Raw genomic sequence first — 22,026 nt, 5'->3', positions numbered from 1 at the left:
GCATGGCCAAACCAAGACCAAGACCCAGACCTGTTATTGTAAAAAAGAAACCCGTTGGCGCCAGCGGAGGCTTGATGCTGCTCGGTTTTATCGCCTTATTTGCGGCCATGATCCTGTTATTGGTTTCTATGGCGTCGCTGGTTCTGGTGGTCTTTGGTATGCTGCCGACCTTTGTGGCCTTGCTGATTGACCGCAGCGCCCAACGCTTTGCTTTTTACAGCGTGCTGGCCATGAACTTTGCCGGTGTCTTTCCCTTTCTGCTGGATTTATGGATGGGCAGTAACAGCATGTCCATGGCGGTGGATAGTCTAACGGATGTATTTTCCCTGTTCACCATGTACGGCTGTGCAGCGCTGGGATGGATTTTCTACATCATCACGCCGCCGATTGTGACCACAGCCATGACCTTTATCGCACAGCGACGGGTGGCCATCCTGCGCGCCCGACAAAAGAAGCTGCTGGCCGAATGGGGGGAAGAAGTCACCGGCGAGTCTGCCAGTGTTCCCCACGATATGGATGAAGAACCCGCAGCCCCGTCCGGTGAACCAAAAGCCCCGGGGGCTGCGAAATCACGCAAATAAAAAAGGCACCCCAAAGTGCCTTTTTAGTTTAGAGATATCAAAATCATCAGAAGTTATCTCGCATTTCGCGCTCTTTCATGCGTTGTTCCATCAGTGCATTTTTCATAGATTTTTGCAGTTTTTCAAATGCACGGACTTCAATCTGACGAATACGTTCGCGCGAGACACCATATTCCTGTGACAAATCTTCAAGCGTCGATGGGTTGTCTTTTAGGCGACGCTCTACAAGGATGTGGCGTTCCCGCTCATTCAGGGTTTTTAAACCACTTTCCATCATGACCCGACGGTTATCCATCTCTTCACGATGGGCCAGTTCTTTTTCCTGATCGCGGCGTTCATCGACCAACCAGTCGATCCATTCACCTTCCCCGTCCATGCGCAGGGGGGAATTGAGACTGTGATCGTTGCTGGACAGACGTCGGTTCATCTGAATGACCTCATCTTCCGGCACGTTCAGTTTTTCAGCGATTTTGCGGACATGCTCAGGATGCAAGTCGCCTTCTTCAATCGCCTTCATCTGGCCTTTGAGTTTGCGCAGGTTGAAGAACAATTTTTTCTGGGCAGCCGTGGTCCCCATTTTGACCAACGACCAAGAGTGTAAGATATATTCCTGAATGGAAGCGCGGATCCACCACATCGCATAAGTTGCCAGCCTGAACCCACGTTCAGGGTCAAACCGTTTTACAGCCTGCATCATGCCGATATTACCTTCGGAAATCAGCTCCCCGACCGGTAAACCATAACCGCGATATCCCATCGCGATCTTTGCAACCAGTCGCAGGTGACTTGTAACAAGCTTATGCGCTGCGTCATGATCTTCACGTTCGCGCCAATTTACTGCGAGACTATATTCTTCCTCGACGCTCAGCATCGGGAACTTTCGTATTTCACTCAGGTACCGGGATAAGTTTTGTTCCGGTGTGAATGTTAAGCCTAAGGTACTGCTAGCCATGTGCCATCCCCCTATCGGATCTGGGTTACACGAATAGTTATTCAACTATTCGTCATGGGTGCCCTCCTAGTATTTAATCCCCTCACCTTTATAGTAACCAACTATTTCCCTCAGGCATAATACTTTCTAAACTTTTTTCAGAAATTCACACAACTCATTGATTTCAGAAGGTAATTCGTTTTCAAAATACATTTCTTCGCCTGTTCGCGGGTGCAAAAACCCTAGGATATATGCATGTAAACCATGCCTCTTAAAGCCGTTAAATGCCTGCTTTTGCACGTCATTTAGCGCGCGCAACAAACGCGGTGGTGTACGTCCATAAAGGGCATCCCCAACTACAGTATTTCCCTTGGTCGACATATGGACACGAATTTGGTGTGTTCGGCCCGTTTCAAGGCGACATTCAACTAATGAGGCGTAATACCCCACATTCTGTATCAATTTATAATTGGTGAAAGCCGTTTTCCCTCCCCTGCCGACAACCGCCATTTTCTTACGATTCGAGGGACTTCTGCCAATATTGCCTTCAATCCGTCCCATTTTCGGGTCCGGCACACCCCAGACCACCGCCAGATACGCCCGCTCCAGACTATGGGCGGCGAACTGTTCCGACAGGGAAACGTGCGCAATATCGTTTTTGGCAACCACCATCAGACCGCTGGTTTCCTTATCCAGACGATGTACGATCCCTGGCCGCTTAACCCCGCCGATCCCCGACAGACTATCCCCACAGTGATAAAGCAAAGCGTTTACAAGGGTTCCGTCATAGTTGCCCGCGGCCGGATGGACAACCATACCCGCCGGTTTGTTCAGAACCAGCAGGTCATCATCTTCATAAACGACCTCCAGCGGGATATTTTCGGCTTTTGGCTCATATTCTCTGGCTTCAGGAATATCGACAGAAAACACCTGTCCGGGTTTGACCCTGAACGAAGCGTCCGTTATTGTCTCGCCGGATTGGGAGACGCATCCTTCTTCGATAAGGGCTTTCAGGCGAGAACGCGATAAACCGCTGTCTCCCTTGGAAAGTAGCTTATCAAGACGGACACCATTATCCCGGTCCTGAGCAGTGACTGTATATTGATCGGTCATCGGATATATTTAAACCAAAGCAAGAGTTAAAAGATGAGAACTGTACTCGTTTCTATCGTCATCGGCATGGGCCTGTTAATCGTATTAGGATTAGTCGCTTTGGTTTACGGCCTTATACAGAAAGCTGACAACCCCGATTTTAAATTTTTTGACCTCTCAAAGAACGCACCCGGCATCGAAGAAGCCATAAAAGATGTGGAAGTTCCGCTTGTTGGCAATAAATCCAGCCAGCCGCAAACCAACGTGGCTGCCCCGGCCCCCGTCAAAGCATTTGGCGATATGCGTCTGGAAATCCCGCAAGGCTACAAAGTTGTTGAAACCGACTTGGATTCGCAGCGTCTGGTCCTGCGCCTGATCAACGACGCGGGCATCAATAAGCTGATGATACTGGATATCAACACTGGTGCGAAACTGGGCGGTCTGTCACTTCATCCCGCGCAATGATCTTTCGACAAGAACAGATAGACTTTATACTGGCCCACGCCAGACAGGCCCACCCCGAAGAATGCTGCGGCCTGATTGTCGGGCAGGACGATGTTGTCGAACGTCTCCTGCCGTCAGACAATGTTTCAAACGGGGATAAAACCAACAGCTTTGAAATTGACGCCCGCGTGCGCTTTAAACTGATCCGCGAAACCGGGGAGCGCAGCATGATGGGGTTTTACCATTCTCACCCCAACGGCGTACCCTACCCGTCCGACACCGACAAAGCTATGGTCTATGAGCCAGAGCTGATCTGGGTCATCGCCACGTTGGACGAGGTTAAAGCTTTTCGATTTTTTGAGGCAAAACAGGACTTTGAAGAGATTCCTATTCAGGTTAAGCTATAACAAAACAACCTGATAGGAGTGGCTACCATGAACTTTGCCAGCGACAACACAGCCGGTGTCTCGCCAGAAATACTTGAAGCCCTGTGTGCAGCGAACGAAGAGTGCGCCATGCCTTACGGCAACGATGCCCTGACAGAGAAAGTTCAAAACCGCTTCAACGACCTGTTTGACTGTGAAACCCACGTACTGCTGGTCCCGACAGGCACCGCCGCAAACGCTATTGCCTTGGCGGCCCTCAGCCCGCCCCACGGCAGCATCTATTGCCATCGTGACTCCCACATCAATTGCGATGAATGTGGCGCGCCAGAATTTTTTACAGGCGGGGCGAAACTCGTCACCCTGCCCGGTGCCAATGGCAAACTGCATGCAGGGGAACTAGACTCCGCCCTTGCCGCAACCTCCTTTGCCGTTCATCACACGCAACCCGCTGCGATTAGTATCTCACAAGCAAGCGAGGCCGGAACCATCTATGGTCTGGGGGAAATTCATCAGATCGGGGATGTCGCCAAGGAATATAACCTGCACCTTCATATGGATGGAGCGCGCTTTACCAACGCGCTTTGCACCATCGGCTGCAGCCCCGCCGAAATGACCTGGAAGGCCGGCGTTGATGTCTTAAGTTTCGGGGCCACCAAAAATGGGGCCATGTCTGCGGAAGCCATTATCTTTTTCAACACCGCCTTGGCAAAGGATGTCAGCTTTAAGCGCAAACGCGGCGGCCATCTGTTTTCAAAAATGCGCTACCTTGCCGCCCAATGGGATGCCTTTTTAAGCAATGACCTGTGGCTGAAAAATGCCCTTCACGCCAATGCAATGGCCCAAAAACTGAAAGAAGGTCTGGACTCTATCCCCGGCAGCGAACTTTATTATCCGGTGGAAGCCAACGAAATTTTCATCAGCTTGCCCCAAGAAAGTCTGGAGAGACTGGAAAAGGCCGGATACGGGTTCTATCGTTGGCAAGACCCAACGTCGCCTTTAATCCGGCTCGTCACCGCCTTTAATACAAAAGAAAGCGATGTTGACGGGTTCATCAACACCGCCCGTCTTTAACGGTTAAGCGCCGCCCAAGCTTCAATGCCACCGCGCAGGTTGGTGATGTTGTCATAGCCTTGTTGACGCAGCCAACCTGTGACCTGCATGGATCGCCCGCCAATATGGCACAGGACAACAACTGTTTTGTCGTCGGGGATTTCTGTCAGGCTTTGCGGAATTTCGTTCATCGGGATTTCAAGCGCGCCTTCATAGGCATGCGACGCAATCTCCGCCGGTTCGCGCACATCAAGGACGATGTGATCCACACCAGTCTCGCGATATTTTTGCAAGGTTTCGACGCCGATTTCAAAAGGTAGGTCGCTCATAAATGATCTCCGATAAAAGGTTACCGCGTAGATATAACTTATGAGCGCCCAAAATCAACAGCTGCTTATATTAAAATAACTCTAAAAATCAAGACCAAGGTCAAGACACGGCGCGCTGTGGGTCAGCCAGCCGATAGAGATCACATCCACACCGGAGGCAGCAATCGCTGGCGCTGTTTCCAACGTCACGCCACCGGAGGCTTCGGCAACCGCGCGACCATCGATCATTTTGACCGCTTCACGCAACAAGTCCGGCCCCATGTTATCCAACAGGATCACGTCCGCACCAGCTTTCAAGCCTTCTTCCAACTGTTCCAGTGTATCGACTTCCAGCTCGATCTTGACCATATGGCCCAGCTTGGCTTTGGCGCGATCCACCGCTTGGGTGATGCCGCCACAGGCCGCAATATGGTTGTCCTTGATCATCAGCCCGTCATCCAGACCAAAGCGATGGTTAAAGCCCCCACCACAGCGCACCGCATATTTTTCAAAGGCACGCAGGCCCGGCGTGGTTTTACGGGTGCAGGTGATGCGGGCCTTGGTCCCCGCCACCGCATCGACGATCTTGCGGGTTTCTGACGCAATGCCGGACAAATGACCGAGATAGTTCAACGCCACACGTTCCCCCGTCAGGATCGCACGGGCCGGACCTTCCAGCACAGCAACCGTATCACCCGGTGCCACGCGGCCCCCGTCAGCGATAAACACTTCCATATCCACACGGGGATCAAGCAAACCAAACGCCATTTCCGCAAAATCAATGCCGGACAAAGCCCCGACCTGACGCGCGTTGATGGACGCTTTTACCCATGCATCATCATCAATCACAATATCGGTGGTTAAATCCCCACCACGGCCCAAATCTTCCGCCAAAGCTGCGCGCACAGCAGGTTCGATCAGGATGGGAGAAAGCGGTTCAACTTTTACGCCGGCGTCTGACATGACTGAATAGTTCCTTTAATGGTTGCCCCAAGATTGAGGCCACGAATAAATGCGTCGATTTCTTTAAGTGTTGTTTTGGTGCGGTGTGCCTGCTTTGCATCCGTATCGGGGTAATCACTGCGGAAGTGCCCGCCTCGACTTTCACGACGTTCCAAAGCGCAGGCTAGGATCATCTTTGCTGTGATAAGACGGTTTCTAAAGGCGGGGGTAAAGCTGGCAAGCTTCTCTTCCCACACTGCAATTTGGCACAAGGCCTCAAATAAGCCTGCTTCCGTGCGTTCCACATTCGCAGCGCCGTACATGACTGTAGCCAGCTGGTCGCTCAGGTCCAACGCGCCCGCCTGTTGCGGCATATGGTCATCCGTCCCCTGCGGATCGGGCAATTCAGCCTCAAGGATATTCAACGCCACGCGACGACCAAAGACCACCGCTTCCAAAAGTGAATTACTCGCCAGTCGGTTTGCCCCATGGACGCCCGTACAGGCAGCCTCGCCCACAGCCCACAAGCCGTCTAAGCTGGTCTGTCCTTCCAAATCCACATCGATGCCGCCCATGTGATAGTGGGCTGCCGGTGTGACCGGTATAGGTTGCGTTGCCGGATCAAGCCCGGCGTCATGGCAATAGGCCCAAACGGTGGGGAAACGATCTTTAAAAGCATCACCAACGGCATCGCGACAATCCAGATACACTTTATCGCCCGCCTTGATGCGTCGCCAAATGGCGCGTGCCACCACATCGCGTGGGGCCAGTTCTGCATCCTTATGGACAGACGGCATAAACCGCACGCCGCGCCCATCGATCAAATGTGCCCCTTCCCCGCGCAAAGCTTCAGTTGCCAGCGGCATGGGTTTGACGCCCACATCAATTGCGGTTGGGTGAAACTGCACGAACTCAAGGTCTGCCATACGCGCACCTGCCAAGGCCGCCATGGCAAGCCCTTCGCCACAAGATTCAACGGGGTTGGTGGTGTAACCAAACAAGCTGCCCAAACCACCTGTTGCCATGATCACCGCTTTTGCAGTCACCGCCACATTCTGTCCATCTTCCTGACGAACAAAAGCGCCGACAACACGACCATCTGTGACCATGAGTTCATAAGCCGTGCCATCTTGCATCAAGCGGATGTGCGGGGCGCGCACTACGGCTTGGCCCAAGGCCCGCATAATTTCTTTGCCTGTGCTGTCGCCTTCTGCATGGAGAATCCGGCGAAAAGAGTGTGCAGCTTCGCGGCCCAAAGACAGCTCACCTTCTGGTGTGCGATCAAAGTTGACGCCCCAGTTGATCAAAGCCTCAATCAGTTCTGGTCCTTCATGAGTGATCACATGGGCAGCGGCCTCACAAGACAGGTCCACGCCGACATCCAATGTATCGCGCTTGTGATGGTCTGGGTGATCATCTTTGCCAACAGCGGCAGCGATGCCGCCTTGCGCCCAAGAACTACTGGAGCCTTGCCCCACAGGTGCCTTTGCGATGACGATAACGTCACGCCCTTCCAGTTCAAGGGCGCTGACCAAGCCAGCCGCCCCTGCCCCGATAACCAATACATCTGTCGTTAGGCGTTTCATAACACACCTGACCTTTTTTATCAGCTTGCTGCGATCATCGCTTCAATGGAAGCCCGTGCGGGTTTCGCGATATCTTCATCCACAAACACTTCGTTGGACAAGTCACGCAGGCAGTTAACGATTTTTTCCAGTGTGATTTTCTTCATGTGCGGGCACATGGTGCAAGACATGATGAACTCACTATCCGGACAGTCCGCACGAATGTTGTCGGACATAGAACATTCTGTGATCAAGGCCACCAGCTCGGGCTTTTTCTCTTTCACATAGTCTGCCATACCGGTTGTGGAACCGGAGAAATCGGCTTCGTCCAACACTTCCGGCGGACACTCTGGGTGCGCAAGCACCACACATTCTGGGTGGTCTTTACGGATTTGCTGGATATCTTCTTTTTTGTAAAGTTCATGAACTTCACATTGACCGGCCCATGTCAGAATTTCCACATCGGTTGTCTTGGCAACGTTTGCCGCCAAAAACTGATCGGGGATCAACAGGACTTTATCGCTGCCCAAAGATTCAACGATCTTTTTCGCATTTGCTGAGGTACAGCAGATATCAACTTCGGACTTTACATCCGCAGAGGTGTTGACGTAGGTACAGATCGGCACGCCCGGATTGTCTTTGCGCAACTGGCGCACATCTGCTGCCGTGATGCTTTCAGCCAAGGAACAGCCTGCTTCAGGGTCCGGGATCAACACTTTTTTAGATGGGTTCAACAGCTTTGCCGTCTCCGCCATAAAGTGAACGCCACAGACAACCATCACGTCGGCTTCTACTTCTTTTGCCTTAATCGCCAAAGCCAGACTGTCGCCGACGATGTCGGACACACAGTGGAAAATATCGCGGGTCTGGTAGTTGTGCGCCAGAATAACCGCGTTCTTTTCTTTTTTCAGGCGGATGATCTCATCCACATAAGGGGCAATCACAGGCCATTCTTCAGCGGTGATGTGATCTTTCACCCGTTCAAAAACAGGTGCCATACGTTCTGCGACCTCTGGCGTATATTCAAATTCATCTACCAGGGGCTGGGCTGCGACTGTCATTTTACTAGCTCCTTATACTCAACTTGAGTATATATTAGGCAAAAAATTTCGGAGGCACTGTTTAACCTCCATTTGAGCATAAGCTATGCTCCCTATGAGTATAGGTCAAGCTAAATATTGCAGTTTTTAGAAACAGCACCCTAATACGTTGTTTTTCAAACGCTTAATTATGTCACTTTTTTGACAACTCGCCATGGCTTGCGCTTAACGCTTCCCCATAGGCAAGCGCGGTCCTGCCGTGAGGCGCTCTGTCAGGATATCGCGCACGTAGCGATAGGTTTCGGCGGGGCGTCCGCCTGTGCGGCTTTCAAACTGTCCGGTGCCTTCCACGAGGCCACTTTTTTCCACCAAACGGCGGAAGTTTTGTTTATGCAACAAGTTCCCCGAAATGGCTTCCACGGCTTTTTGCAATTCAAACAAAGTAAAGGTCGGCGGGACCAGTTCAAACACAACGGGGCGATATTTCAACTTCCCACGCAAACGGCCCATCGCGGTTGCCATGATACGGCGATGATCCAAGACCATGGGGTGACTGTAATCAGACATCACGACCGTGAGGCCATGATCGCGCTGCGATTCCGTAACGATCCCCGCTTCATAGAGCAGCTCGTAACGTTCCAGCACACGATCTTCGTTCCAACGCACTTCTTCAGACCCGAAGGTCGCATCAATACGGGCAAATCTCTCGCGCACTTCTGAGGGGGTGTCGGCTTGGGTTGCCCATTCCTCCAGCCCCGGTTCCAATTCTTGCGTCAGAATCGCTGGCTTACCCTTGCGCCAATCTTCCCACGGGAAATAGCGATACCAATTTTGCCACAGGGCTTCCCCTGCCCCAGACGGTTTGGCTTCTTGGGCAAGGGCCAGATACCCGATGGACAAGACACGCGCGCCCAGTTCTTGTTCGCGCGGGTCACGTCCGCGATCACCAAAGGTGTAAAGCTGTTCCACATACCCAAGATCCAGCTGGGTCTGTTCTTCCACCCAACCGCGCAAGCCTGCATCAAGGGTGCGGTGGCGACCGGGATAAAAGGGACCATAAGGCAGCGCTTCAAGGCTATCGTCATCCAGCACATCACCTTCGCGCGCGACGCCATCTTCCGTGGACGCAAGCGCGTGATCCACACGGCGAACCACCAGCACGCGCGGTTCATCGTCTGTCACGGCAACAATCACCGCCGTCAGACCAATCTGAACGCTGTCTGCAACCCTGTCGTCCTGTGCCCCAAAGCCCCCCATAAAGTTTACAGCCCTTCAATCACCGCATGGCCGCTGGTGTCTGCAAATTTCTCCAGCTGTTCGGCACTCGCCTTTTCCTGATGCTTGGCTTTATATTCATCATAAGGCATGCCATAGATCACTTCCTTGGCTTCATCCATAGACAGCTCGACACCTTTTTCATTGGCGGCGGATTTGTACCATTTTGCCAAACAGTTGCGGCAAAAGCCGGCAAGGTTCATGATATCAATATTCTGCACATCGCTACGGTTTTGCAAATGCGCCACAAGCCCACGAAAGGCGGCGGCTTCAAGTTCGGTTTGTGTCTGTTTATCCATGGGTCTTCCCTGTGTTTTATCTATAGCTCACAACCGAAAAACATTCGGTCATCTTATAGCTATTTCGTCATCACCATCTATGCAAGGGGGCAACTTACCCTGTTCCGGTGTTTTTACAACATCAAACCGTTTACGCGATCAGTCAATCTTCATAATCATCTTCTACCTGCACCGGATTTGACGCAAGGTAAGCCGAACTGTTCATCACCAAACTAACCAATTCCGGCTGACGATTTGTCCCCGTCTTACGAAAAACCTGTTTGAGATGTGAGCGCACGGTGTTCATGGACACCCCGAATTCTTCAGATACCGTTTCCAGTTTTTTACCGACGATCAAGGCCTGCAGCAACCGCGCTTCAGCTTCCGTCAATCCATAAAGGCGCGCCAACACATTGGTTGGTGGTTCGTTATGTTTTTCAGGATCATTGATAAAGACCGCCACATTGCCGCTGTCGCTGGTGACATCCTCATCCGGCAATGGCACCACCAGCAAAGAGAACGAACGACGATAAGAAGGACGCGACACCGTCAAAGCCCCGCCTTCGCGATCTTCCTCATTTGCACGGCCCAAATCAACAGCGGCATCTGCGATCATGCTGTGCAACATCTTGGTTTCTGCGACTTTTGCAGTTCTAAAGACACCACTTGGCCCCACATCGACGCCATCGTTCAGGGCAAAAATGTCAGACGCGGCGTTGTTCATAAACACTACATTGGCACCTTTATCCACGATCACCACCCCCATAGGAAGGCGGTTCAAGGCTGCGGCCCCAAAGTCCGGCTTTTTCTTGTCTTCAAATTCATCGCTGCTAAACATTTGCGCGCCTGGTTGCGGCACAAATGTTTCGCCCTGCAAAACAGCCTCCAGCGCATCCTGCATCTGTTGCTGACTAAAAGACTTGAACATATACCCCGCAACACCGCATTCCAGCGTCTTGTTAATCGCTTTTTGGCTTTCCGTTGCAGAGATAATCACCATCGGCACTTCCGGTCGCTTTAACTGGACCGCGCGGATACCGTCCAACCCTGCCATACCGGGCATGTTCAGATCCGCAATCACCAATGAAAAATCGAGGTCTTCTGACAAGACATTCAGCAAGTCAGGATAGCTGGTAGCTTGTAAAATATCGGCGTCAGGGTCCATTGCACGTAAGACCCCTTTCACCCCTTCGAGCACGAGCGGATGGTCGTCGGCGACGACAAAAGTAGTTTTCATGGTTTCAGAGCTTCCAGATTTTATTATTTATTCTACAAAAGGATATCAAATGCTGCACGTTAGCAGAACACCTTTTTTACCCAGCACCAAAGGTTTTCGCTTGCACACTGCGAATAAGCTGTCGCAACTTTGCAGGACGCAAGGGTTTATGCAGTAAGATAAAACCGCTGGCCTTGGCTTCCTGAATGCGATCTGGTGCCGTATCCCCTGTGATAATTGCCGCCGGAATATCCTGTCCCAGCGTTTTTTGGATCAACCGGATGCAATCTGCCCCCGTAAGTTCCTCATTCAATCGATAATCGGCAAGAATTAAGCTTGGAATTTGCGTTGTCTCTTTCAAAGCTTCCAACGCCCCGGAGGAAGATCGCGCCGCAATGACATTATACTTCCAGCCGAGAATCAACTGTTCCATCCCCTCCAGAATATCCGGTTCGTCATCAATCACCATGACCAAAGGCACTTCTCCCCCCATCAGGGCGACTTCCAGCGGCTTTTCTGTACGGTCTTCTTCATGGACCTGATCGCTGGGAATCAACAAGGCAAAGGTGGACCCCCGATTCACCACAGATTTTACGTCCATGCGGTGATCCAGCAAGGCAAGTACACGATCCACAATCGCCAATCCAAGCCCAAGACCGCGACGACGATCACGTGCAGGATTTTCCAACTGCTGAAACTCGACAAAAATATCCTTGATGCGGTCTTCAGGAACCCCCACACCCGTATCCGTCACCTGAACCTGAACCATCAATCCACGACGTCTCGCCCCAATCAAGATACCCCCATCCGAGGTATAGCGCACAGCATTGGAAATCAAATTGGACAACACACGTTCCAACAGGACCGGGTCACTACGGACCGCCAAATTCGGACAAAAACACTTGAGCTTCAGCCCCTTTTCACTGGCGCGCGCTTCATATTGCTTGATCAACCTGTCAAACAACGGGCGCAGCTGGATGGTACAAGGTTCCGCCTTCATAACGCCCGCATCCAGCTTGGAGATATCAAGCAGCGCATTTAACAGGCTGCGCAACGCTTCCAGACTATCAGAAATATTGTTGATGATCCGCAGATCGCCCTCGGCTTCTTCCGCCGTATCTTTGCGGCGGCGATCTTCAAGGGCGGATAGGAACATGCCAATCGCATGTAAAGGCTGTCGCAAATCGTGACTTGCCGCCGCCAAAAACTTGGACTTTGCCTTATTGGCATTTTCAGAATCCAGTCGTGCGGCTTCCAACCGGCGCTCTGTTTCGATCCGGTCCGTAATATCAACCACCAGCGATACCATCCCGCCATCCAGCGTTGGTGCTTCGCTGACCTGTAAATACCGATCATTCGACAGGGCCTCCATAAAGACGCCCATCGGGTTTCGTCTAAACTCGCGGCGGCGTTCGGCATATCCCGACGCATCCTTGATGCCGTCTCGCTCTTCCATCAGCATCGCAAGTTCTTCAAACGTGACGCCCGGACGGATCCGGTCATTTATCACGCGATAGAACTGGTAATATTTTCGGTTACACATGACCAGGCGGTTTTCGTGGTCCCATAACGCAAAGGCTCCCGGCATAATTTCGTTTGCCGCCATCAGGCGACTGCGTGCCTGTGTCTCTGCCGTGATATCGGACCCCGTACCGCGATATCCCATAAACGTGCCATCCGTATCAAAGACCGGTTTGCCGCTGATTTTAATATGACGCCAGCCCCCGTTCGGGCATTTTAAGGCATAGGAAAAATCGCGAAAGCTACGTTGATGGTTCAAATCATCTAAATGAAGCGACCATTTTTCCGGGTCTTCGCGATCTTGCCCACTCATGGCACAAAATTCCAGACGGGTCTTCCCCATCAGGTCTTGGCGCTTAAAACCTGTGATCTCGAAAAAACGATCCGAAACAAGTGAGTAACGTGCATTCGAATCCGTCTCCCAAAACCAGTCAGACGTTGCCTCGGCAATATCACGAAAACGTGCCTCATTCAGGCGGATTTCTTTTTCCCGATGATCAATCTCATCCACCAGATATTTGAGCGCATGCCCCATATCGGCAATCTCATCTTCGCCATCAAGGGGAATTTCCGCCTCGCCCCCTTCAGCATGGATACGCATGGAACGTTTCAACCTATTCAGGCGCTTTAAGATGTGTCGAATAAAGACCCAGCCGAACATACCAACCAACAGAACACATCCAACCACGGTCAAGGTCAGAATACGGGTCCGGCTTTCCACCAGTTTCTGAAATTCCTGGCTATCATGCTCAATGCCTTCCTTCATGCGTCGGATCAAGTCATTGACCGAATAGACGAACCGGCTGGACAAACGTTCGTTGATCGCCAAAATCCCCGAAATCCGTTTCGTGACATCACGATACTGGCCTTGCAGCGCAATCACGCCCTGATCACCCAAGGCAATAGAACGCAAATGTTCATGAATGCTTTGCTGATGCGGAGCGTCCAACACCCCTTCGCGAAGGCGTAACGCTTCAAAACCATATAACAACTGCTGATGAAGAACTTCTTCGCGGGATTCTTCTTTTTCCGTTTGGAAGATCAACAGTTTTTCTGTCAAACGATCAATTTCGGTATGGGTTTCTTCACTTACCAGATCCAGCATATCAACATCATGGTTGATCAACGCCTGTAGTTCATGGTTTCGCTGTGTTTTTGCTTCGCTAATATGGATACGTTGTTTCACCAACCCATCCAAGCGCGCGAAATTTTCCAGCAATTGCTGGCGGGTCACATTGATGACCTCAAGGATGTTTTCGTCCACATCATATTGACGCAACGAAATCACAATTTCCTGCAACCAGCGCACCCGATCTGCGATCCTGAAAGATATGGTTTCGCGTTGCGCTTGGGATGTGACCCGAACCATCATGGGCGCGCTAGCAACGATTGCTTCACTTTGTTGACCCAATTGATACGCAAGTGTCATCGCCGGCAGACGAGACAAGGCGACTTCTTCAATGCCATCATTAAATTTTTGGATAGACAGGATACCGATGACGGCGGCGCCGACTGTAAACAACACAGCCAACACAAAACTGGCGATCAATTGCGCAAAAACGCCGAAACGAAATCCACCCATACCCTTATGACACCGCCCTTAATCAAAACAGCCGCTGTGACGCAGTATTTATCATCAGACTTACATTTTCATAAAAAAAAGGGTGATAAAAACAAAGCTTTATCACCCCAAGTCCGCCGAGAAACTACGTCGTACTCAGAACCCCATATTGGAGAACTGAAAACATAATGCCCTATACTTTTGCATATGCCTTCACCCATATAGGTGAAAAATCTATTTTTTTAAACTAAACCAGTTGGTCAAAAAATAAAACAAAAAAAAGGGTGATAAGACAAACGCTTATCACCCCAAGTCCGCCGAGAAACTACGTCGTACTCAGAACCCCATATTGGAGAACTGAGAAGATATTGCCTTATACCTATTCCTTTGACTTCACCCATTTGGGTGAAAGAGCGAACAATTTTTACTACATTTATATAAAATTGTCGTAAAATCGAAAAGCCCGTGGTTATTTCACACTCACTGCTGCCAGAAACTTTTTTGCAGACCCGGCCTTTAAAAATTCAAGTGCGCAACCTAGTTCCCGATCTTCACGCGGGCCGGTTTGCGGGCAGGCTTCAATGGAAGTCGTCCCCAACACGCCATCTTTGTTATGCAGCTTATCCTGCGCCAAAATCCGTGCACTTAACACATTTGGCAAATCAGCTTCCTTCGGGGCATCGAATTTAGAAAACTCTTCCAAAGCCTCAGCTTCCGCTTTCTTTTCTTCCTCTGTTTTTTCCGGCAAATCAAGGCGTATATCAGGCGCCACGCCGACCTGCTGAATGGTGCGCCCGGACGGCAGATAATAAAGCGCCGTGGTCAAACGCACAGCCCCTTCGCGCATCAAAGGCATAATGGTTTGTACGGACCCTTTCCCAAAGGTCCGTCGGCCCATCAAAATCGCACGATTGTGATCCTGTAACGCCCCGGATACGATTTCGGACGCGGATGCTGAGCCCCCGTTGACCAAAACAACAACCGGCAATCCCTCTGCCAGCTCTCCGTCTGTCGCCCCATAGGTGCGCACATCCTTGGCCGAACGCCCGCGGATGGACACAACACTCGATTCATTCAAAAAGATATCGCTCAGGGCAACCGCTTGGTTCAATAACCCGCCCGGATTATTGCGCAGATCAAGAACAACCCCTTTAAGTGCGCCGCCCAGTTCTTCCCGCGAGCGCGCAAAAGCTTCGATCACATCACTTTCCAAACGTTCGGAAAAAGCACTGACCCGCAGATGTAGATACCCGTCATAAAGCGCATAACGCACAGCGCGCACCTGAATGATATCGCGAACAATCAGCACATCAAACGGTGTTCTCCCTTCACGGTCTACCGTCACGGTCACGGCGGTCCCCGGTTTCCCGCGCAAGCGACGCACGGTACGCGTCAAGGTCCATTCTTTGATCGATTCCCCTTCAATGTGGGTGATATGATCGTTGGGTTTTAATCCAGCCTCATCAGCCGGCGTCCCCTCAATCGGAGAAACGACTTTCAAAAAGCCCTCCCCCTGCTGAACCTCAATCCCCAGCCCGCCAAATTCACCGGAAGTATCGACCATCAGTTCCTGATATTCTTCATTCGTCATATATGACGAATGTGGGTCAAGCTTGGCCATCATCGCATCCAAGGCAACCTCGATCACCTTGTGAGCAGATGCCTTGCCTTTTGGCGTACCGTCATCTTCTTCCAGCCAGGACGTATCTTCTGCGTTCAAACCTTCAATCGCGAAAGTGATCAAGTCCTGATCGGAAACTTCCTTAACATAACTGCGGCGTACGACCTTAAACGCATCAACAAATTGCTTAAACTCGTCATCGCGAACCGCTTCACCTTCCGTCGCCTTGTCATAATACGCCTGCTGGAACCTTTCCAGCTCTGCCACTGTTTCTTTAGGCAAACCATGGGCGCCTGTGAGTGACGAGACAAACCGGCCAACAGGGCCGTTATCAAGGGTACAGCCGCTTAAGGACGGCAAAAAGATGGTTCCAACCGCAAGGGTCAGAATCATCATGAGAAGAGAGGGTAATCTAGGCCAGAAATTCATAAGGCGACGGCTTTCACAATATATTTTCTTACAATATGGGGGAAATACGACAAGAACTCAACTTTTGAAATAGAAACAGGCCCCTCGCCTGACCGCAGGAGCCTGCTTCGTTCAAATCATAACGATTCAGCCGTCCTCATTCATTTGCTTAACCAAAGCCCCCAGCGTTTCAACCGCTTGATCGTTGGGCACTTGGCAGGTCCCCGCATTCTGGTGACCGCCCCCGCCATAGTTCAACATCAACTCGCCAACGTTGGTGCCTGATGTTTTGTTCAGAATCGATTTACCGCAGGCAAAAACTGTATTCTGCTTCTTCAGCCCCCACATCACATGGATGGAGATATTCGTGTCGGGGAACAAGGCGTAAATCATAAAGCGGTTGCCGGTGTAGATAACGTCTTGATTACGCAGATCAAGCACGGCGACATTACCATGTACTTCTGTACAAGATTTGAGTTGATCGATGAATTTCGGCTCATGCTCTTTATACATGTCGACGCGTTCTTTAACGTCTGGAAGTTCCAAAATTTCTTTGATGGACATACTGGCGCAACAGTCAATCAAATCCATCATCAGTTGATAGTTGGAAATTCGAAAATCGCGAAAACGCCCCAACCCTGTGCGCGCATCCATCAAGAAGTTCAGCAGCACCCAGTCTTCGGAATGGAGAATCTCGTCACGATTGAAGCGCGCAGCATCGCCTTTATCCACCGCTTCCATCATTTCATCCCAGCTTGCCGGAAATTCCCCATGCCCGCCATAATAACGCCAGACCACCCGTGCTGCGGACGGTGCTTCGGGGGCAATGATATGGTTGGTGGGATTATCGGCGACACGCAAAGTTTCACTCAAATGGTGATCAAACGCCAAATGCACGCCTTCTACATAAGGAAGGTTGGTCGTAATATCCCGATCCGTAATAGCGACTTTACCGTCCTGCATATCTTTGGGGTGCACAAATGTGATCTCGTCAATCAGATCCATTTTTTTAAGCAACACAGCGCAGACCAGCCCATCAAAATCGCTTCGTGTCACTAACCGAAACTTATCCCCCATGAGGTAACTCCTTATCGAATTATTCGAGAAATACTCGCTAAAAATTTAACTTGTACGTTAGCTCAAAAAGATATGTCTTTCAAAGGTTTTTGACGATCTTTTAAAAGGCCCCCAACATCATTTTAATGCTGGTGATAAACAGAAACAGCGCAAAGCCTTTCTTCAAATAATCAGGGTTTACCGCATGTGCAATCTTGGCACCCACAGGGGCAAACAACACGGTTAACGGCACAATCAAGCCAAAGCCCAGCATGTTGACATAGCCAAAACTCCCCGGTGGCAAGCCTTCTGCCCCCCAACCGGTAATGGCGAAACCAATCGCACCCGGCAACGCAATAACCAAACCGATCCCCGACGCACAGGCCACCGCCTTTCGCATAGGGAAGTTATAGGCATTCAGGATCGGCACACAAATACTACCGCCACCAATCCCGACCATGACCGACAAGCTGCCGATGATAAAGGAATAAATAAATTCAAGCGGTTGCCCCGGCAGACTTTCCGCCAGATGAGTGCGGACCGAACTGAAAAACATCCGTAATGAAATGGCAAACGCAAGGATGGCAAACATAATTGTCAGCACCTGCCCCTTTAAGAAAGAAGCCAGGATGGTCCCTGCAATCACCCCGATCACCACACCCGGTGCCCAGCGGCGCAACAAGCCCCAGTCCACAGCCCCTTTTTTATGATGGGACCGAACCGAAGAAACGGACGTTGCAATAATGGTCGCCAAGGACGTTCCGACAGCAACAAACATGGACATGTCACTGGTTGTCCCAAACTTCTGAAACAAAAAGAAAAGAACAGGCACGATAACAATACCGCCACCAACACCTAACAAGCCGGCTAAAATACCGGCAATAATGCCCGTCAGGGTCAAAGCAGCAATAATCTGAAATGTAAAAAATGGATCTGCGAAAAATGCGCTCAAGACAATTATCCTTTTGAAAGATATAACTTGTCTATCCCCTATCCCGGCTTTTGGCAAGCTTGCGTCTGCAACGGTATGATCAGAGGTTTAATTTGAAAATAAACCCTATCTGAGTTACAGTTTTATGACAAAACAATAACATAAGGTGGAACAAACATGGCAAATGGTGGGGAACTCGACCTATTTACCATATCCGCAGGGCTCGCGGGCGGCCTTGCGCTTTTTCTTTTTGGGCTGGAGCAACTTTCCGGCGGTTTAAAAGCCGTCGCGGGTGAAAAAATGAAAACGATTTTGGGGAAGCTCACCTCAAACCGTTTTATGGGGATGTTTACCGGTGCGTTTGTCACCGCCATTATTCAATCCTCATCCGTGACGACAGTCCTTGTTGTGGGCTTTATCAGCGCAGGCTTGATGAAGCTGACCCAATCCATCGGGATCATTATGGGGGCCAACGTCGGCACCACCATCACCGCACAGATTATCGCCTTCAAAATCACGCATTTTTCAATGGTGATGGTCGCGGTTGGTTTCGCCATGCTGTTTTTCGGGCGAAACGATAAACTCAAACAATATGGTAACATGCTTATGGGCTTGGGGATGGTCTTCCTTGGCATGAACCTCATGTCCGATGCCATGCAGCCCTTGCGCAGTTTCCAACCGTTCCTTGATCTCATGATCTCAATGGAAAACCCGATTTTGGGTCTGTTGGTCGGTGCGGCTTTTACGGCACTTGTCCAGTCTTCTTCTGCAACAACGGGGATTGTGATCGCCCTTGCGACCCAAGGTCTTTTAACCTTACCCGCCGGGATTGCCATCATCTTTGGGGCAAACGTTGGAACTTGTGTCACTGCAATGCTGGCCTCCATCGGCAAACCGCGCGAAGCTATTCGGGCCGCCGTTGTCCACGTCCTGTTTAACGTGGCTGGTGTCTTGCTGTGGATCGGGTTTGTCGACCAACTTGCCAATGTCGTACATCAAATCAGCGGCGAAGACAGTAGCACTGCACGCGACATCGCGAATGCCCATACGATCTTCAACGTCGCCAATGCGGTGATCTTTATCTGGTTTGTGACGCCCTTTGCCCGACTTGTGGAAAAACTGGTCCCCTTGGAAGAAGATGACGGCACCCTGTCTGCCAAACCTAAATACCTGAACGAGCCGCTGATCAGCACGCCTCCTATCGCGCTGAACGCCGTAAGACTCGAAATTGGCGAGCTGGGCAAACATGTTCAAAAAATGATGACCGCGATCCTGCCGGCCACCCTGACCGGCACCAATAGCAATCTGGACAAGGTTGCAGAAATGGACGCCAATGTGGACACGCTGCACATGGCCATTCTCAAATATGTCCGTCAGGTCGGTGCCCAACCGTTAGGGGAAGAAGACATGCGCGAAATGGTGCGCTTGATGTCAGCAGCCAACCACCTAGAAAATATCGGCGATTTGATTGAAACGGATATGGTGCAAATCGGTAAACGCCGGATCAGCGAAAAAGTCACCGTCAGTCCACAAACCATGCATCTGTTAAAAGGACTACATGAAAAAGTCGACCAGTCTCTTCTTCTTGCCCTTGAAGCCCTACAAAACGAAGACCGCGACTTGGCACAGAAAGTGATCGACATGAAGGCTCCGATCACTAAAGAAGCCAAAGCCATCTCTGAACATGGGGCTAAACGCCTGCTGGCAGAAGGGGACAACCGTCATCACACCTATACCCGCGAAATGGAAACGGTAGAACGCCTGCAACGTATTTACTATTTCACCAAGCGGATTGCGAAAGGGGTTGTTGCCAAGGCAGAATCTCTGGAGCATGAAAACTGGGATGAAAACACAGACCTGCCCAAAGACGGTCCGGCACCTGTCAGTGCAGAATAAAAACACACCACAAAAAAAGCGGTTCCTTTTTCAAGGAGCCGCTTTTTTCTTGAGCCTTAATAAGTCGCTTTAGGACAGACCAAGTCGGTTTAATGTCTCCGCCTTTGGCACGCCATTGGCATCCCAGCCGCGAATTTCATAATATTCCGGCAACATCTTATCCAGACCACTCACCTTCCCTTTCGCAGGGCCGGTCTTGGCTGCATCTTTCAGCAGGCGTTTTGGCAGAGTGTCATCCTTGCCCGTAAAGCCTGCTGCCAGATTGTACTGACGTTCCATATTCCAGATGCGCTCGCCACATTCCAGCAGGCTTTCTACCGTCCAGTCGCCTTCACAAGCCGCGTTGACCTGCGGGGCGATATCTTCCAGCGACCACGCAAAGGTGGTGAAGATACACAGACCAGAAGAATCCACCGCTGCCGTTGCATCCTGAAATGCCATAACCAGCCCCGCCTTGCCGTCTGTCGCCAGCGGATCGGTCTTTTCCGGGATCCCCAGCACTTCGGAAGAAACGGTGTAAGAACGCAAGTGACAGGCCCCACGGTTAGAGGTCGCATAGGTCAAGCCCATCCCCTGAATACCACGGGCATCATAGGCCGGGAATTCCTGCTTCTTAACCGACATAGACAGTTCCGGGTGACCATACTTTTCACAGAGGCGTGCTGAGCCCAAGCCAAGTTCTGCGCCAAACCCTTCAGCCTTGCCGACAAGTTCCGCACAGTCGGTCAGCGCTTTCGCGTTGCCAAACTTCAGCTCAATTCCGCCGGTATGCTCAAGGGTCAGCACACCCATTTCAAACAGTTCCATCGCAGCACCAACCGTCGCCCCGAACGAAATCGGATCATAGCCTTGTTCGTTACAGATGAAGTTGGCAAAAGTCAGGGCTTCGATATCATCAACACCACATTCCGACCCCAAGGACCAAGCGGCCTCATATTCCAGACCACCTGAGGCGCCTTGATACTGCGGACGATCTTTTACAGTATAATGGGTGCGCTCAACGGTGGAGACACGCTGGCATGCAATGGTGCAGCCATAACAAGCCGCATTGGTCACCAGATTTTTGGTGCCATCCGCGCGCACTTCATGCATTTTTTCGCCGGAAATGTTGGCGGCACCTTCAAACTGCACATCACGGAAGTTGCGGGTCGGCATGGCGCCCATTTCGTTGATGACGTTCATCAAGACTTGAGTGCCGTAGGTGGGCAAGCCTTGGCCTGTCACCGGGTTTTCTGCCAACACCGCTTTACCGGCGTTTGTGGCATCCATAAAGGCGATCGGATCATCAACCCGAACCCCACGCGTCCCACGCAGGACAACCGCTTTCAGGTTTTTGGACCCCATAACGGTGCCGACGCCGGATCGACCAGCGGCGCGGTCCATATCGTTGACGATACAGGCATACTTAACGCCCTGCTCGCCCGACACACCAATGGAAGCCACGCGCGCTTGCGGGTCCTGCAAGTCGGCCTTTAAGCCTTCTTCCGTATCCCAGCAGGATTTGCCCCAATATTTGGACGCATCCACCAGCTCGGCCTTTTCGTTGATCAGTTTCAGGTAGACCGGCTTTTCGGCTTTGCCTTCAAAGATGATCATATCCCATCCGGCGTTTTTCAATTCATTGCCAAAAAAACCACCGGAGTTGGAACAGGCAATCGCCCCCGTCAACGCCCCCTTGGTCACAACCGTATAACGACCAGCTGTAGACGCACAGGTCCCCGTCAAAGGTCCGGTGGACATGATCAGTTTATTGTCCGGTGACAGCGGGTCCACCTTCGGGTCGGTTTCTTCGATAAAATATTTGGTCGCCAGACCACGTGAGCCCAGATATTTCTGCGCCCATTCCATATTCAAGTCTTCAGCAGTGCAAGTCCCTGTAGAAAGGTTCACTCGCAATAGTTTACGTGTCCAAGACATAACAGTG

19 protein-coding genes are annotated in these 22,026 nt (G+C 51.1%); 5 read left to right on the top strand and 14 right to left on the bottom strand.

What is annotated here, in order from left to right; translation table 11 throughout:
- Positions 1-2 precede the first annotated feature (2 nt).
- Positions 3-581, top strand: a complete 579-nt coding sequence (locus Q397_RS23120) for an acyl-CoA synthetase (RefSeq protein WP_156950760.1) — start codon at positions 3-5, stop codon at positions 579-581.
- Positions 582-627: 46 nt separating this feature from the next.
- Here the strand turns inward: Q397_RS23120 and rpoH are convergent, their stop codons facing one another.
- Positions 628-1,533, bottom strand: a complete 906-nt coding sequence (gene rpoH / locus Q397_RS0116750; RefSeq protein WP_028880394.1) for an RNA polymerase sigma factor RpoH — start codon at positions 1,531-1,533, stop codon at positions 628-630.
- 126 nt (positions 1,534-1,659) lie between these two features.
- Complete coding sequence (locus Q397_RS0116745; protein ID WP_028880393.1) at positions 1,660-2,625, bottom strand: RluA family pseudouridine synthase; 966 nt, start codon at positions 2,623-2,625, stop codon at positions 1,660-1,662.
- 33 nt (positions 2,626-2,658) lie between these two features.
- Between Q397_RS0116745 and Q397_RS0116740 the strand changes: the two genes are divergently transcribed.
- The 3 genes from Q397_RS0116740 to Q397_RS0116730 are packed head-to-tail and all read left to right on the top strand — an operon-like array spanning position 2,659 to position 4,505.
- Complete coding sequence (locus tag Q397_RS0116740; RefSeq protein WP_156950759.1) at positions 2,659-3,069, top strand: hypothetical protein; 411 nt, start codon at positions 2,659-2,661, stop codon at positions 3,067-3,069.
- Positions 3,066-3,455: a M67 family metallopeptidase gene (locus tag Q397_RS0116735; protein WP_028880391.1), complete on the top strand. Its 390-nt coding sequence runs from the start codon at positions 3,066-3,068 to the stop codon at positions 3,453-3,455. Before Q397_RS0116740 ends, Q397_RS0116735 begins: the two co-directional genes overlap by 4 nt.
- Positions 3,456-3,482: 27 nt before the next feature.
- Complete coding sequence (locus Q397_RS0116730; protein WP_028880390.1) at positions 3,483-4,505, top strand: threonine aldolase family protein; 1,023 nt, start codon at positions 3,483-3,485, stop codon at positions 4,503-4,505.
- Here the strand turns inward: Q397_RS0116730 and Q397_RS0116725 are convergent.
- The 11 genes from Q397_RS0116725 to Q397_RS0116675 all read right to left on the bottom strand — a co-directional run bounded on the left by Q397_RS0116725 (position 4,502) and on the right by Q397_RS0116675 (position 18,227).
- Entirely contained in the window at positions 4,502-4,813 is a 312-nt protein-coding gene (locus Q397_RS0116725; RefSeq protein WP_028880389.1) for a rhodanese-like domain-containing protein, read from the bottom strand. The genes Q397_RS0116730 and Q397_RS0116725 overlap by 4 nt on opposite strands.
- Before the next feature lie 81 nt (positions 4,814-4,894).
- Complete coding sequence (gene nadC / locus Q397_RS0116720) at positions 4,895-5,755, bottom strand: carboxylating nicotinate-nucleotide diphosphorylase (protein ID WP_038014474.1); 861 nt, start codon at positions 5,753-5,755, stop codon at positions 4,895-4,897.
- Positions 5,737-7,320 carry an L-aspartate oxidase gene (locus Q397_RS23115; RefSeq protein WP_038014471.1) on the bottom strand — a complete coding sequence of 528 codons (1,584 nt, stop codon included), beginning with the start codon at positions 7,318-7,320 and terminating at the stop codon, positions 5,737-5,739. Before Q397_RS23115 ends, nadC begins: the two co-directional genes overlap by 19 nt.
- Positions 7,321-7,340: 20 nt before the next feature.
- Complete coding sequence (gene nadA / locus Q397_RS0116710) at positions 7,341-8,360, bottom strand: quinolinate synthase NadA (protein ID WP_028880387.1); 1,020 nt, start codon at positions 8,358-8,360, stop codon at positions 7,341-7,343.
- A gap of 204 nt (positions 8,361-8,564) precedes the next feature.
- Complete coding sequence (locus Q397_RS0116705; RefSeq protein WP_028880386.1) at positions 8,565-9,596, bottom strand: NUDIX hydrolase; 1,032 nt, start codon at positions 9,594-9,596, stop codon at positions 8,565-8,567.
- Between the two features lie 5 nt (positions 9,597-9,601).
- Positions 9,602-9,913 (bottom strand): DUF1244 domain-containing protein, encoded by a 312-nt coding sequence (locus Q397_RS0116700; protein ID WP_028880385.1) that lies wholly within the window; start codon positions 9,911-9,913, stop codon positions 9,602-9,604.
- Positions 9,914-10,055: 142 nt separating this feature from the next.
- On the bottom strand, positions 10,056-11,129 hold the full coding sequence (locus Q397_RS24435) for a response regulator (protein ID WP_051610229.1): 1,074 nt from the start codon (positions 11,127-11,129) through the stop codon (positions 10,056-10,058).
- Between the two features lie 76 nt (positions 11,130-11,205).
- Positions 11,206-14,211 carry an ATP-binding protein gene (locus Q397_RS24430; RefSeq protein WP_051610227.1) on the bottom strand — a complete coding sequence of 1,002 codons (3,006 nt, stop codon included), beginning with the start codon at positions 14,209-14,211 and terminating at the stop codon, positions 11,206-11,208.
- 448 nt (positions 14,212-14,659) lie between these two features.
- Positions 14,660-16,207, bottom strand: coding sequence for a S41 family peptidase (locus Q397_RS23100; protein WP_051610225.1), 1,548 nt, complete (start codon positions 16,205-16,207; stop codon positions 14,660-14,662).
- 159 nt (positions 16,208-16,366) lie between these two features.
- The gene (locus Q397_RS0116680) at positions 16,367-17,296 is read right to left on the bottom strand and encodes a DHH family phosphoesterase (protein ID WP_028880384.1); all 930 of its coding nucleotides are present in this window, start codon (positions 17,294-17,296) and stop codon (positions 16,367-16,369) included.
- Between the two features lie 100 nt (positions 17,297-17,396).
- Positions 17,397-18,227 carry a sulfite exporter TauE/SafE family protein gene (locus tag Q397_RS0116675; RefSeq protein WP_205618852.1) on the bottom strand — a complete coding sequence of 277 codons (831 nt, stop codon included), beginning with the start codon at positions 18,225-18,227 and terminating at the stop codon, positions 17,397-17,399.
- A gap of 156 nt (positions 18,228-18,383) precedes the next feature.
- Here Q397_RS0116675 and Q397_RS23095 point away from each other — a divergent pair, with 156 nt between their 5' ends.
- Complete coding sequence (locus Q397_RS23095) at positions 18,384-20,102, top strand: Na/Pi cotransporter family protein (RefSeq protein WP_051610224.1); 1,719 nt, start codon at positions 18,384-18,386, stop codon at positions 20,100-20,102.
- A gap of 69 nt (positions 20,103-20,171) precedes the next feature.
- Here the strand turns inward: Q397_RS23095 and Q397_RS0116665 are convergent, their stop codons facing one another.
- Entirely contained in the window at positions 20,172-22,019 is a 1,848-nt protein-coding gene (locus Q397_RS0116665; RefSeq protein ID WP_028880382.1) for an aldehyde ferredoxin oxidoreductase family protein, read from the bottom strand.
- Positions 22,020-22,026: the final 7 nt, after the last annotated feature.

This window comes from Terasakiella pusilla DSM 6293 (assembly GCF_000688235.1).
Lineage (GTDB): Bacteria > Pseudomonadota > Alphaproteobacteria > Rhodospirillales > Terasakiellaceae > Terasakiella > Terasakiella pusilla.
Note: the sequence above shows the minus strand (reverse complement) of the source record. Positions and strands in the feature narration are given on the sequence as shown.